The organism is Chloroflexus islandicus (genome assembly GCF_001650695.1).
In the GTDB taxonomy this organism is placed as follows: domain Bacteria; phylum Chloroflexota; class Chloroflexia; order Chloroflexales; family Chloroflexaceae; genus Chloroflexus; species Chloroflexus islandicus.
The window spans coordinates 1-13,168 of sequence record NZ_LWQS01000079.1 but is presented as its reverse complement, the minus strand read 5'-3'; the positions used below and the strand labels follow the sequence as shown (position 1 = coordinate 13,168).

Here is a 13,168-nt window from a genome sequence, read left to right as displayed (position 1 = left end):
GATTGCTGCGGGGGCTACGCCCCCTCGCAATGACAACAGGTGAGCGCCCCTAGGCAATACCAAAGACGTATAACACAGAGAAGACCACACCTATGCTACCCAACGAAGAAACCATCGTTCTCCGCCCTACCACGGCACCCGGCGCGCGCCCGGCGTTGCTGGCGGTCTTTGCCCACCCCGACGACGAGAGCTTTGGGCCGGGAGGCACCTTGGCCCGTTATGCGTGGTCGGGGGTGGCGGTGCATCTGATCTGCGCAACCGGCGGCGAAGAGGGCACAGTTGATGCCGCCTTGCTTAATGGCTACGAGTCGGTGGCGGCGTTGCGCCGCGCCGAGTTGCTGCGCGCCGCTGAGGCGTTGGGGTTGAGCAGCGTGACCTTGCTGGGTTATCGCGATTCGGGTATGCCCGGCACGGAGGCGAACCGCCATCCGGCGGCGTTAATCAACCAACCGCGCGCACAGGTGGCGGCGCAGATAGTGCGCCATATCCGGCGCCTGCACCCGCAGGTAGTGATCACCTTCGATCCGATCGGTGGCTACCGCCATCCCGACCACATTGCCATCCACGAAGCGACAGTCGCCGCCTTCCATGCCGCTGGCGATCCGGCGGCGTGGCCGGAAGCGGGGCCGCCGTATGCGCCGCAAAAGCTCTACTACACCACCTTCTCGCGCCGGTTATTGCGCTTGCTGGTGCGGCTTATGCCGCTCTTAGGCCGCGATCCGCGCGCCTTTGGCCGCAATCGCGACATCGATCTGACCAAGCTGGCCGAGGTTGAGTTTCCCACCCATGCCCGTATTGACACGACCGCTGTGCGTGAGCAGGCGCGGGCAGCGGCGCTGGCCCATGTGAGCCAAGGCGCGGGCGGGCCGCTGGCCCGTGGCCCGCTCAGCAAGGTGTTGGGCCTGCTCGGCAGCGCCGATACCTTTATGCGCGCTTACCCGCCGGTGGATGGCGATGCGCGCGAAGATGATTTGTTTGCCGGGGTGCAGTGGTGACTGAATGATTATCTTAGTCGCTGTCTGTGTAATACAAAGATGACAAGGCTAAAGATGAGTAAGGTTTGGATTGCTATGATAATGCTATTTGTGATCGTATTATGGAAATTTTTCGTTAGAATTTGACTAATTCCTTGAGTTAGCGAATAGGTTGGCAAGAAGCGCGTGTAGCTAAGGATTGGGTTATTGCCAATCATTCCTGCTAATGAAGGGAACATCAAGATAAACACAAATACATTTCCATACGAGTTGAGAGTCTGGATATTGTTAGATAGCACCCCTATCATAACGCCAATAAGGCTAAGCGTAAAACTGCCGAGTAAGACCAGCATTATGATGAGGAGTGTTTGGGTGATATTGACCCTTTGCATAGCAAGGATGACAGCACTTCCGATCAACGAATAGCATACGCCTACTGCTGCTTTTGCGGCAATTATTTCGGCAAATGTGGCGGGCGATAAAAGCAAAGCATCAAGCGTTTGCCGTTCTCGTTCTTCAACGATCAGTGACGGGACAAGCATAACGCTATTCCCAACGATACCCATTACTAACCATAGCACAATGGCATATTGATCAATACTTAATGTTCCCCGTAGATCATTATTAGGTGATTGTTCTGAGTCTAGTGTAGTAATTGTTAGCTCTACCGGTAATGATTTAGGGACAAGTTGCTGTATTGCTTGTTGAAATAGCGAAAGGCCTAGTTTTGACTCTTGTGAATTATCTGCTAAAAGTATTTCTACATGCGGTGTATTCTGGCTGAGTAATAGTGTGTCAAATTCTTGTGGTAATATAATACCGGTAGTGATAGATTTGTTTCTAATAGCCGATTGAAGCAAATTTTTATCTTCAAATAATATGACACGCACCAAGTCGACTTGTTCTAAAATAGCAGCGATTTGAGTCGAATCTGGTGCGTATATGCCAATGTTGATAGTTAACTTGTTGCCAAAAACGATGTTGATGAACAGCGCCACAATGAGTGGAGTAATGATGATAAGAAGTAAGCGTGGCGTTCGGATGGCATCAATGAGATCTTTCTGTACGATTGCTGCGATGCGTTGCCCATTCATGGTTGTTCTTCCTTGCCAGCCAAATAGATAAATATATCCTCTAAAGTTGCTTCTTGGGAGTGTATCATTAATATTTCTTGATTGTTTATGGTTTGTAATTCGCTCATCAAATATTGTGTGTCAGACAGAGGAATAATGATTTCTTGTTGGTTGGCAAGAGTAATTCGAGCTTTTCTTGCGCCATGTTTTATTTTAAGATTCTGTGGTGTGTCAATCACAATAATGCTTCCCGATTTAATAAATGCTACCCGATGACATAAACTGTCCGCTTCTTCCATATTGTGCGTGGTCAGAAAGATCGTGATTCCAGTATTGGCAAGCTGTCGTATCAACTCGCGAATCTCTCGTGCTGATGTTGGGTCGAGGCCACGGGTGGGTTCGTCGAAAAAGATGACTTGTGGATGATTCAAAAGTGCTCGCGCGATAAGGAGACGCTGTCTCATTCCGTTTGAGTACGTGTCAACACGATCATGACATGCCTGTTTCAGGTGCAATTGTTCGAGCAGCTCATTCACCCTTGTTTTTTTAACGCCATAAAGGCGAGCAAAGAAGAGAAGATTTTCATAACCGCTCATTCGTCCATACACATTTTGCGTTTCAGGCACAATGCCAATAAGGGGTTTCACACGGTGTTGTTCGGTGAAACTATGGTAGCCGGAAATCGAACAGCTTCCGCTCGTTGGGGGGATTTGTCCAGTCAACAGGCGAATGGTTGTCGTTTTGCCGGCGCCATTATGCCCGAGTAAACCGAAAATCTCGCCGCGTTGGATTGAGAAGGTGAGATCATTAACGGCTCGTTTGTTTTTAAACTCCTTGCAAAGGTGTTGGGCTTCGATAATTGCGTCCATAGGTGCTCTCTTGTGTAGGATTGCTTTATTAAGTTGATCGCATATTGGCTTTCTTAATTTGGGATTGCCCCTTTTTGGTTGTGAGATAAACATATTATTTATAATGGTAAATATAATCTGTCTAGTTACATGGTGAATTTCTATGTTCAATCTCATTAATATAGTAAAATTGTATGTGATGTGACGCCGGCCTTCTTTACAAGTATTTCTTGCTTGATTGAAGGCCGGTAAAGAAGTGGTGCAACAAACTATCTACAAATGAGTTTACCAGTAGTAACGGTACAGTACAAGACGACAATTGTGGTTATAAGTACTACGATGATATAGAATTCTTGCATGCTCATTCTAAAAACTCCTTTCTAGAACGATATACGCGGTTATTATATCCCCCCCCCCCAACTTGTCAAGTGGCTTGTGGTGGTCATATATGATGACCATTTTAAGAAGTACAATGCTATTTTGCTCGGCAGCGCCGATACCTTTATGCGCGCTTACCCGCCGGTGGATGGCGATGCGCGCGAAGATGATTTGTTTGCCGGGGTGCAGTGGTAAACGACAGATCATTTTTTACGCTGAATAGAGAAATGGATTCGTTAGTTAACCCGCTGTCGCGCTACAATCGAACCGAGAGTCGACACAATGCGCAGCAGAGGTGGGTTATGGACAGCAACGAACTGCTGTGGACGCTGGGAGGCTTGGCGTTGGCGGTGGTGATCGGCATTGGCATGATGCAGTGGTCGCAGCGGCGCGATCGCAAACGCCATCAGGAGATCCGGCAGGCGGTGATGCACATGGGCTTGGCGCCGCGGGATCAGGGAACGGCGCCAGATCTGTCGCCATTTGCGCTCAGCCGGCTTGGCGATCGCGGTGCGGTTTCGTGGCCGGGGGTGTCGTTTGCAGTCGATGGCGGCCACGCGACTATCTGCGAGTATACCGCCGTGCGTCAGGTAGAGCAGCGCGATCAGGACGACTACCGCTCTGAGGATCGGTTTTATCGCCAAACGGTGCTGTTGTTCGAGGCGGAATATCTGCGCGCGCCGGCGTTTTATCTGCGGCCAGCAGGGATCGGCGACAAGATCAAGCAGCTCTTTCACCAGACCGGCATTGATTTCCCGCACCATCCCGATTTCGCTCAAGCGTACCTATTGCGCGGGAACGACGAGTCTCAGATTCGCCAGTTTTTCACCGATCAGAAGCTGAACGTGCTTGCCCGCCATCGCGGCTGGTATGTTGAAGGGAATGGCCAGCGGCTGATCTGTTATCGGCTCGGTGAGTTAGCTGCCGGCGCCAAAGCGCCCCAATTTGTCCAAGAGGCGCTGGCGATTGCGCGCGGGTTGAGCCAGTTGTAGCGGTGTTGGCGCAGCAGCTTGAAGGGGAGCATACTGGCCATGTTCATTCTCTCAGGCTCACTGTTCATCTGCCGTTGAACCGGCGTCGCTAATATCGTCGCGGCATCCACGGCGGCCTGTCCAACTTGGCGACTCGTTCGCGCCGGCGCACCATCCAGACGATCCCGCCGCCGATGGCGCTGACAGCCAGCGCGCTGCCGATAATCATCCACCCGGTTGGCCATTCGCTGCGCCGGCGCCCTGCGAATGTCTGGCAAATATCAATCCGGCCCGCGCCGAGCAGTTGCAGCCGGCGGTAAAAGCTAGGATGGCGCTCGTAGATGTCGGCGGCGCCATATTTGATTGCGGCGGTGACTTCGGCGACTCCCCAATCGGGATGGACGGCGAGCAGCATCGCGGCGAGCGCGGCCACGTGGGGCGCGGCTTGCGACGTTCCGCTCATATAGTCGTAGTAGGGCCGGAAGCGTTCTTCGGGGAGCAAGCGGTCGCTGGTGAGAAAAACCGGGTAGGTTGGCATCGTCGAAAGGATGCGTTCGCCGGGAGCGACCACGTCGATCCATGGGCCGGTGTTGGTGAAGGTAGCTTTGGTGTCTTTTTGGTTTGAGGCGGCCACGACAATCACATCATCGTTATCAGCCACCAGCGCATTCGGCAGCGGCACGAAATCGTTGCCGGCAGCGGCGACCACAATCACGCCGGCGTCGAGAGCGCGGCGCAGAGCGCGGCTGACCTGCGGCGAGCTTTCGCGAGTGGCGAGAATGAGGGTCGCTCCTAAGCTGAGATTAATCACCCGCGCGCCGCGGGCAAGGGCAAAATCAATTCCCTGTGCGATCGCTTGATCGCTGCCGAAGCCTTCGGCATCCATCACCCGCACCGGCAGAATCTGAATATTGGGTGTGAGGCCGGCAATACCTTCGTTGTTATTCAATTGGGCGGCGATGATGCCGGTGACGTGCGTGCCATGGCCGTGCTCATCGCTCGGATCGTCGTCATTGTCAATAAAGTCGAAGCCATCGCGGCGCAGATGGGCAACCAGATCAGGGTGGGTCAAATCAACCCCGCTATCAAGCACGGCAATAGTGATGGCTGCGGTTGGCTGTGCCCGCCGCCAACCGCATTCCGCACCGATCCGGCGTAGTGCCCATTGCTCGGGCAGCAGCGGATCATTCGGCTTATCTTGCGCGATCGCGATTGCTGGCAGGCAAAGCGCTATCACCAACAGCGTGGCAATGGCGTAGTTGAGCTGGCGATGGCGCAGCAGCGGATGACAGGGTTTGCTCGACATACGAGTGAAGGGTAGCGTCATCTATTGTTTTTCGCGGCAGTGTCCGCGCGATGCTTGCCGTCAGGTTTCTGGGGTTGGCAATTGAAAGCTGCGCAGATACCACGTCCCCCGAATATTGACAACCTCGATGATGAGGTCGATCGGTTGTTCGCCTTGCACATTGCTCTCGCTGAGGGTGTAAGCAAGATCGCCTTTGAGCCGCACTATCGCCAACCCGCCATCATTTTCGACAATGCTGACATCCTTATTGCGCAATTGGAGCGCCGCCATATAGCGAAAATAGATGCGCAGCTCCGGCCCAATTTCGCGCCGCCAGTCACCCGGTTCAAGCAAGGCAATCACGGCGCTCGGATTGCGCGCTTCCAGTGCGGCGACAAACTCGTTGACCTTTTTGGTGGGAGCGAAGTCGTCGGGGCGGGCTACTGAGCTGCAGGATGCCAAGAGCAGCAGCGCCAGCCAGCCGGTGACAAGGCGGGAGCAGCAGCGGTACAACCACGCTCCGCCTCCATACCGATGCGCATTATCTCTCCGTAGCGGCCAACCAAAGCGACCCATAGCTGCGTCTCTTCAACGCGACGTGACCGCCACACTCCGCCGCGGCAACCAATGTTCGGCTACCGGACGAAAACCGTCGCCGTTCTGTTCGAGGCGCAGATGTTGCACCCGCGCGCCGTTAGCTTCAATCGTGATCAAGTTGCACGTATTCGCGCCGTGCTCTGCGCCGTAGCCGCGCCGCGAGGTAGTGGTGCCGCTCTGCACGATGTAAGTGCCGTGGCGCAAACCGGGCAGGATATCGCGGGTGTTGCCGGCAAAACTGATATGCAGATGGCCGCAGAGCAGCATATCAACCGCAAACTCATCCAGCAGCCGGATCGCTTCGGCGGCATTAGTGATGGTGACGCGCTTGCGCTGGTACGTAGGCGGCAGCGCAGGCGGGTGGTGCCAGACCACGATTTTGTAGACATCGGGGCCGAAGCGGGCTAACCGTTCGCGCAGCGCGGTGATCTGGGAGGGATAGAGCTTGCCGCCGTCAACCGTGAGGCCGTGGGCCGTGCATGCGCCGACGACGGCAATGCCGGGGGCGGTGAAGACAGGGTTGAGGTCGGGCGAGATCTGCTGGCGATAACGGCGCAATGGGGCAAACAGGCGCTCGTGCAAGAGAAAGAGCGGTACATCGTGATTGCCGGCTACTACCAGTTGCGGTTGGGGCAAGCGCTCGCGCAGGGTACGAGCCGCGCGCCACTGCGCCGCAAAATCGGCCCGCTGGACAAAATCGCCCGAAATCACCACCAGATCGGGCTTGAGCGCGTGCGCATCAGCGATCAGGCGTTCAGCGGCGGCAGGGTTAAAGGGCGGGCCGGTATGGATATCTGAGATATGGAGCATACGGAATGCCACGACGTTACTCCTCTGCGCTGGCAGCCGGCGCAGCGGCAGCCTGCGCCTTCTCTTTGGCGAGAGTGATGATAGCGCGCACGATTAAAATCCCTTCGACCGCCACCGCCGCGACAAAGATGTACTTGAGCAGAGTGGGGATGATGTCCATTGGCTGATCCTTTCTTGCCAGTCTGGAATGCGGCAGTATGACTGCCGCACTCCATGATAGCGCGGATCGGTCGTGTTGTCAGGGTGTGGGTGCGTATCCCTGTTGTCATTGCGAGGGCGCGTAGCGCCCGAAGCAATCTCCCGCTTCAGCGAAAATGATGCCACAGCGGACTTCTCCCGTGCTCGCGGGGGATTGCTTCGCCTCGCGGCGGGGCGGGCTTTGCCCGGCCCCGACCGCTCGGCTCGCAATGACAGGCGGCGAGCGGCGGCGCACGATGCCACCGCCTTCGATCACGCCCGCAACTCCCACCGGCTGCCGAGCGGCGTTTTGCGAATTTCGAGCGCCGCCGGGAAGCGATCTTTGAGATCGTCGATGTGGGTGATGACGATGATCCGGGCGAAGTCGCGCTGAATCGCCGTGATTGCTTCAACCATCCGCTCGCGGCCATCGGCGTCGAGGGTGCCGAACCCCTCATCGATCACCAGCGTTTCGAGGCGGGCGCCGGCGCGGTGGGCCAGCAGACGCGACAGGGCGATCCGGATTGCGAAGTTGACCCGCATCGCTTCACCGCCGCTAAACGCTGCATACTTGCGCGTGCCGAGCGCATCGGAGATGTGGACATCTAATGTTTCGACTGTATCGCCTTTCTTGGTGTCGCGCTGCATCTCGAAGCGCAGGTGCATCTGGCCATCGGTCAAGCGGGCAAGCAGGCGGTTGGCTTCGTCTTCGAGCTGCGGGATGGCCGTTTCGATCAACATTGCCTGCACCCCCTTCTTGCCAAAGGCTTCGGCTAGCTCGGCGAAGAGGGCGGTGCGTTCGCGCAGGTGCTGCTCTTGCGCTTGCAATGCCTCGAGCTCGGCGGCGGCGGCTTCGGCTTGGCGGAGATAGGCTTGCTTTTCGGCCAGATCACGCTCGGCGGCTTGTAAGGCGCGATCGGTGTCGTTGATCTGCTGCGCCAATTGGGTGACTTCGGCTTTCACTGCCGGCAGCGCCGTGACTTGGCTGGCCAGTGCATCGGCTTCGCTCTGCACGGTGCGCCGTTCGCGCTCGGCGTGATCGCGGAGTGATTGGGTCTGCTCGCGGAGCTTGGTATCGCTGGCGTAGCGTTGTTCGGCCAGCAGCAGCTCGCGTTCCTCTTGCTCCCAGCGGGTTAGTGCTCGTGCCGTCGCGCGCGCCGCTTCGAGCAATTCCGGCTGGTAGCCAAGCGCCTCGATTGCAGCCGCCACCTGCCGGCCAGCGGTCTGAATCTCGTGGGCGAAGTCGTTCTCGGCGAGCTGGCGCGCTACTTCGGCTACGGCTGCCTCAGCAGCGGGCAAGGCGTCCGGCGCAGTTTGCAAGCGGGCCATCTCGCGCCGGCAACTCTCAAGCTGGCCTTCGAGCCGGCTCTGTTCGCGCAACTGGCGTTCGAGCGTGCTGATCTCGTCGTGTGCCATCGCGAGATCGCGGCGCAGGCCGGCTTCATCGCTCAGCTCGGCGAGCTGACCTTCCAGCGCCGCCAGTTCGGCTTGGATGGCCGGTTCGATCTCGCCAGCAGCGAGCCGCTCGGTGAGCGAGGCGATCTGCTGCGCTAGTGCGTGCTGCTCGGCTTCCCACACGGCGACTTGCGCCAATTGGCGTTCGAGCGATTCGGCGGCGGCGGCCTGCTGGCGCAGCTTGGTTAGCTCGCGCTCGCCGGTGGCAATGGCGGCGCGGAGGTTGGCCAGCGCTTGCTCGGCGGCTTGGGCCTTGGCTTCGGCCTGCGTTATCCGCCCGTGCAGTTCAGCCAGCTCGGTTTGGTAATGGGCAATGACGTGCTCGGTCTCGGCGGGATCGAGCTGGTGGCGGCAGACCGGGCAGGCGCCGCCGGCGGTGGCGAGCAGGGCTTGGTTTTCGCGCAGTTTGGCGATCGCGTGCCGGGTCTGTTCGGCGGCAGCGCGGGCGGCGCTGAGGGTGTCAACGGTAGCTTGCTCGTGGGTGCGGCGCACCTGTTGCTGCGCTTCCAGTTCGCGGGCCGCCGCGTGGGCGGCTTGGGCAGCGGCGAGTTCGGCCTGCCATTGCGCAGCTTTGGCGAGCTGCTCTGCCAACCGGCGCTGATCTTGCTGGTAGCGAGTCAATTCGGCGTGGAGCGCCGTGGTGCGTTGCTCAAGCTGATTGCGGAGAATGGTTTGGCGCGTGGCCAGATCGCGAATCCGGTTCAGTTGTTGCTCAAGCTCAGTTCGTTGCGCTTGCGCTCGCACCAATTGCGCGTGCAGCGGGGCCAATTCGCGCAAGCGTTGCTGCAACTGCTCTTCTTGGGTGCGCAACTCGGCCAAGCGGGCCACATCAGCGCGCAAGCGGTCACGGGTCTGTTCGGCCCGGCTCAACTCCTCTTTCAAGCGATCGCGCTCGGCCCGCCACGCTTCGCGCAGCTCGTTTTTGCGCGCCGTCAGCTCATCGAAACGAGTGCGCAACTCCTCTAGCCGGTCGAGTTCGGCGCGGGCAGCGGCCAATTCAGCCAACCCCTGCTCAATCACGGGCCGCTTGGCGATCACCTGCTCGGCGTGCGCAATCCGCTGGCTGAGTTCGGTCAGATCGCGCTCGTGGCGCTGAATCTCGCTGGTCAGCGTGGTGAGCCGGTTGTGCAGCTCGCGGTGGCGCTGGGCCAGCGCCTCGAGCTCGCGTAGGCGGGTGAAGGCAGTGGTGTAGGCGGTTTCCAGTGCAGCGCGGGTGGCTTGCAACTGCTCGCGCCGCTGGCTGGCGTCGGCAACCGCCTGTTGCCAGAACGGGACTTTCGCGGCAATCGGTTGGAGCGACTCAAGCTGGCCGCGCACCTTAATGGTCTCGGCCTCAAGGCTGCGCACCCGTTCGCGCGCGCGCTGTTCGAGCGCGGCGTATTCGGCTAGATCGAGAATCTCGGCCAACACCTCTTTGCGTTCCGCCGCCGTTGTGCTGGTAAACTCATCGGCCCGGCCTTGCAAGAGGAACGAGGCGTTGATGAAGGTGCGGTACGACATGCGCAGCAGGTCGTTGATTTTGGCCTGCGTCTCGCGGATGGTGTTTTCGCCGATCGGTCGCCAAGCCGCGCCGTCGAAACTCTGCACATCGAGCCATGTTTTGCCTGAACTCGTGCCTTTGCCGGTGCTGCGCCCGCGTTGGCGCTGGCGAATCACGCGATATTTCCGGCCATCCAGCGCAAATACCAGCTCGACCATCATCTCGGTCTCGCCTTGCGCGATCAACTCATCGTCGGCGCTGCGCGCCTCCCCCCACAAAGCCCATGTGATCGCATCGAGCAAGGTTGATTTGCCGGCGCCGTTTTCGCCCGACAAACAGAGCACGTGCAGGCCGTCAAGATCGAGCCGGAGCGGCGCGCCGTCGTCATCGGCGCGGTAGCACATAAAGTTGCGTAAGGCAAGCTGGAGTGGAATCATAGGGTTCGATGAAGGTCACGATGGGCAGCGGAGCGTGATGATGCCCTCAGCGGAACGTGCGCTGCTCTTGGATCAATTCTGGTTCGACGCCGAGGGCTTCGGCGATGCGGCGAATGCCGCGGTCGTTGAAACTGACCAGATAGAACGGCGCCAGCGGCAAGCGTTCGCCCGAACGTAACGCCACCAGCAAGCGATACTGGGCGCGGCGCAACACACGCACCTCCAGCCCTTTGACATCGGCCAGCGGGCGTTCTTGGCGGGCGCGGCCCAGCAAACCATACGAGGTGACGGTCAGCTTGCCGTTGCGATGGTCGATCCGGCAAATGCCGAGCTGGCCGCCGGTGATGAGCGTAAACAGCATCAGCCCAGCCAGCAGCGCAATCGACACCACTTCGCCGGTAGTCATGGTCTGCGCGCCGGTCAGGAATGGCTGCGCGATCGTGCCAACGCCATAGATCACCACGGCGGCGAAACTCCACGTCAGCCATGGGATAAAACGCACGGTTAGCTGATCAGGACTGCGATGAGCAAGTTGCCACGTCATAGAAACACCACAAGCTGTATGCGAACCGCTCCCATTATACCAATATCTGTGATTGACCGGCCTGCCGGCGAGTGCTACCATTAGCGCTGTGCGTGGCGCATCCGGCAACAGAAAAGGATACAGACGGTATGGAAGCCATCTTCTCGGTCGAGAATCTGCTGGCGCTCATTACATTAACGGTGATGGAGATCGTGTTAGGGATTGACAACATCATCTTCATCAGCATTCTGGCCGGCAAGCTGCCCCCAGCGCAGCAGCGTCCGGCGCGACAGATTGGATTAAGCCTCGCGCTGATCACACGCCTCTTGCTGCTCTTGTCGATCAGTTGGATCGCTAGTCTCACCCAGCCGCTCTTCGAGCTGGGGCCGTGGCATGTCACCGGACGCAGCCTGATTATGCTTGGCGGCGGCCTGTTCCTGATCTACAAAGCCACGACCGAGATTCACGAGAAGTTGGAAGGCGCTGAGCATACCGAGCGTTCAGCGGCAGTGACGACCATGCAGGCAGTGGTGTTCCAAATCATCTTGCTCGATATTGTCTTTTCGCTCGACTCGGTTATCACTGCGGTCGGCATGGCCAATGAGCTGTGGGTGATGATGACGGCGGTGATCGTCGCCGTGGGGGTGATGCTCTTCTTGGCCGAGGGCATTGCCAAGTTTGTCAACGATCACCCGACCGTGAAGATGCTGGCGCTCAGCTTTTTGTTGCTGATCGGCTTTTCGCTCGTCGCCGAAGGCTTTGAACTGCACATTCCCAAGGGCTACATCTACTTTGCGATGGGCTTCTCGGTGATGGTGGAAATGCTCAACCTACGCGCAGCGGCCAAGGCCAAGGCACGCCAGCCGGTGCAGTTGCACCAACGGTACGATACGACGAAACTAAGTCACTAACCCGCTATGCTCAATACCGTCCATTTGCAAACCTTTCTCGCCGTCGTCGAGACCGGCTCATTCTCGGCGGCGGCCAAGCGGTTGCATCTGTCGCAGCCGGCGGTTAGCCAGCAGATTCGGGCGCTGGAAGAGCAGGTCGGCGGGGTGCGCTTGTTCCGGCGCAGCGGGCAGCAGATGGTGCTCACCTTAGCCGGGGAACAGTTGCTCGGTAGTGCGCGCGAGCTGGTGGAAATGGCTGAACGGGCGGTGCAGGCGGTGAGCGCGCTGCGCGGCCAGATCGGCGGGCGGGTGACGATTGGTTGCCTAGCCGGCGGCGCCGAAGCGTTCTTGCCGGCGCTGCTCGCGATCGTACAGCGCCACTATCCAGCAGTGACGGTTGAGGTCGAGGTGCAAAGCGCCGATCGCCTGTTAGAATACCTCACCGAGCGGCGCTGTGATGTCGTGTTGGTCAACGATGCGCCGCGCCGGCGCGGCTTTGAGGCGCGCTTGCTGGCCGGCGAGCGGCTGGCGTTGGTCGCGGCTGCCGGCCATCCGCTCTTGCAGCAAGAGCAGGCGCCTCCCGGCGTCTTGCGCGACTACCCGCTGGCTTTACCTCAGGCGGGGCATCCATTGCGGCGCGTGATCGATGATGGTTTGCGTCGTCGTGGCGTCAATGCCGCCGATCTGCGCGTGGCGCTTGAAGCCGACAGTCCATTGCTGCTACGGTCAGCGGTGGAAGCGGGCTTGGCGTTGGCATTCTTGCCCGCCAGTGTGTTGCCGGTGCGGCTTGAACGGATGGGGATTGTCACGTTGGCCGGGCAGCCGCTGGTGTATGAATGGCACCTTGTTCGTGTACGCGAACGAGCGCCGGCCCGCGTGGTCGATCTGCTCTACGAGATATTGTTAGGCGACGAGGCGCGGGCGACGCTGTTGCGGTTGGGGTTGGCGACGTAGCGCTGTTGTCATTCCCTTTCCCAGCGGGGTTGCGGGGCTGGGGGTAGGGGCGTCAACGCAGAGACGCAGAGGGGGCAAAGGCGCAGAGATGGTAAACGCAACGGCGCCGAGGAGGCAAAGCACGCAAAGGTTTTTTGGGGATGGCGATCATCCTCCGAGGCCTCGGCGACCTCTGCGGTAAACTCCACCCTCCCCTCCCCCAGCGGGGGAGGAGCTGGGGGTGGGGACCACCTGCCAGCGGGGGAGGGGCTGGGGGTGGGGGCATCAGCCCGCGCAGCGGGCTTCGTAAGCCTAGCCCGGCCCTTCAGGGCCGGGT

General features: G+C 58.9%; 13 protein-coding genes. 5 read left to right on the top strand and 8 right to left on the bottom strand.

Annotation, left to right across the window (positions count from 1 at the left end):
- The first annotated feature begins 92 nt into the window (after positions 1-92).
- Positions 93-995 (top strand): PIG-L deacetylase family protein, encoded by a 903-nt coding sequence (locus A6A03_RS15580; RefSeq protein ID WP_066790122.1) that lies wholly within the window; start codon positions 93-95, stop codon positions 993-995.
- Positions 996-1,003: 8 nt separating this feature from the next.
- Here A6A03_RS15580 and A6A03_RS15575 read toward each other — a convergent pair whose 3' ends face one another.
- Both A6A03_RS15575 and A6A03_RS15570 read right to left on the bottom strand, forming a co-directional pair.
- The gene (locus A6A03_RS15575) at positions 1,004-2,068 is read right to left on the bottom strand and encodes an ABC transporter permease (protein ID WP_066790120.1); all 1,065 of its coding nucleotides are present in this window, start codon (positions 2,066-2,068) and stop codon (positions 1,004-1,006) included.
- Positions 2,065-2,916, bottom strand: coding sequence for an ABC transporter ATP-binding protein (locus A6A03_RS15570; protein ID WP_066790118.1), 852 nt, complete (start codon positions 2,914-2,916; stop codon positions 2,065-2,067). Before A6A03_RS15570 ends, A6A03_RS15575 begins: the two co-directional genes overlap by 4 nt.
- Positions 2,917-3,330: 414 nt before the next feature.
- On the opposite strand from A6A03_RS15570, the gene A6A03_RS20445 reads away from it, so the two are divergent.
- The gene (locus A6A03_RS20445) at positions 3,331-3,468 is read left to right on the top strand and encodes a hypothetical protein (RefSeq protein WP_245669019.1); all 138 of its coding nucleotides are present in this window, start codon (positions 3,331-3,333) and stop codon (positions 3,466-3,468) included.
- Between the two features lie 107 nt (positions 3,469-3,575).
- On the top strand, positions 3,576-4,265 hold the full coding sequence (locus A6A03_RS15565) for a hypothetical protein (RefSeq protein WP_066790116.1): 690 nt from the start codon (positions 3,576-3,578) through the stop codon (positions 4,263-4,265).
- Positions 4,266-4,353: 88 nt separating this feature from the next.
- Here the strand turns inward: A6A03_RS15565 and A6A03_RS15560 are convergent, their stop codons facing one another.
- The 6 genes from A6A03_RS15560 to A6A03_RS15540 all read right to left on the bottom strand — a co-directional run bounded on the left by A6A03_RS15560 (position 4,354) and on the right by A6A03_RS15540 (position 11,029).
- Entirely contained in the window at positions 4,354-5,571 is a 1,218-nt protein-coding gene (locus A6A03_RS15560) for a S8 family serine peptidase (protein ID WP_245669018.1), read from the bottom strand.
- A gap of 39 nt (positions 5,572-5,610) precedes the next feature.
- Positions 5,611-6,042 (bottom strand): hypothetical protein, encoded by a 432-nt coding sequence (locus A6A03_RS15555; RefSeq protein ID WP_156525362.1) that lies wholly within the window; start codon positions 6,040-6,042, stop codon positions 5,611-5,613.
- 75 nt (positions 6,043-6,117) lie between these two features.
- The gene (locus A6A03_RS15550; protein WP_066790110.1) at positions 6,118-6,948 is read right to left on the bottom strand and encodes a metallophosphoesterase family protein; all 831 of its coding nucleotides are present in this window, start codon (positions 6,946-6,948) and stop codon (positions 6,118-6,120) included.
- Positions 6,949-6,952: 4 nt separating this feature from the next.
- Entirely contained in the window at positions 6,953-7,096 is a 144-nt protein-coding gene (locus tag A6A03_RS20645; RefSeq protein WP_172812321.1) for a hypothetical protein, read from the bottom strand.
- Positions 7,097-7,386: 290 nt separating this feature from the next.
- Complete coding sequence (locus A6A03_RS15545; protein WP_066790108.1) at positions 7,387-10,485, bottom strand: AAA family ATPase; 3,099 nt, start codon at positions 10,483-10,485, stop codon at positions 7,387-7,389.
- Positions 10,486-10,531: 46 nt separating this feature from the next.
- On the bottom strand, positions 10,532-11,029 hold the full coding sequence (locus A6A03_RS15540; RefSeq protein WP_066790106.1) for a hypothetical protein: 498 nt from the start codon (positions 11,027-11,029) through the stop codon (positions 10,532-10,534).
- Between the two features lie 128 nt (positions 11,030-11,157).
- Here A6A03_RS15540 and A6A03_RS15535 point away from each other — a divergent pair, with 128 nt between their 5' ends.
- Positions 11,158-11,919, top strand: coding sequence for a TerC family protein (locus A6A03_RS15535; protein WP_066790104.1), 762 nt, complete (start codon positions 11,158-11,160; stop codon positions 11,917-11,919).
- A 6-nt stretch (positions 11,920-11,925) separates the two neighbouring features.
- Positions 11,926-12,852, top strand: coding sequence for a LysR family transcriptional regulator (locus tag A6A03_RS15530; RefSeq protein ID WP_066790103.1), 927 nt, complete (start codon positions 11,926-11,928; stop codon positions 12,850-12,852).
- Positions 12,853-13,168 lie beyond the last annotated feature (316 nt).

Coding starts and splice junctions, on each gene's coding strand:
- A6A03_RS20645 (WP_172812321.1), bottom strand. CDS start 7,096: ATGGACATCATCCCCACTCTGCTCAAGTACATCTTTGTCGCGGCGGTG.
- A6A03_RS15540 (WP_066790106.1), bottom strand. CDS start 11,029: ATGACGTGGCAACTTGCTCATCGCAGTCCTGATCAGCTAACCGTGCGT.
- A6A03_RS15560 (WP_245669018.1), bottom strand. CDS start 5,571: ATGACGCTACCCTTCACTCGTATGTCGAGCAAACCCTGTCATCCGCTG.
- A6A03_RS15545 (WP_066790108.1), bottom strand. CDS start 10,485: ATGATTCCACTCCAGCTTGCCTTACGCAACTTTATGTGCTACCGCGCC.
- A6A03_RS15565 (WP_066790116.1), top strand. CDS start 3,576: ATGGACAGCAACGAACTGCTGTGGACGCTGGGAGGCTTGGCGTTGGCG.
- A6A03_RS15535 (WP_066790104.1), top strand. CDS start 11,158: ATGGAAGCCATCTTCTCGGTCGAGAATCTGCTGGCGCTCATTACATTA.
- A6A03_RS15570 (WP_066790118.1), bottom strand. CDS start 2,916: ATGGACGCAATTATCGAAGCCCAACACCTTTGCAAGGAGTTTAAAAAC.
- A6A03_RS15530 (WP_066790103.1), top strand. CDS start 11,926: ATGCTCAATACCGTCCATTTGCAAACCTTTCTCGCCGTCGTCGAGACC.
- A6A03_RS15580 (WP_066790122.1), top strand. CDS start 93: ATGCTACCCAACGAAGAAACCATCGTTCTCCGCCCTACCACGGCACCC.
- A6A03_RS15575 (WP_066790120.1), bottom strand. CDS start 2,068: ATGAATGGGCAACGCATCGCAGCAATCGTACAGAAAGATCTCATTGAT.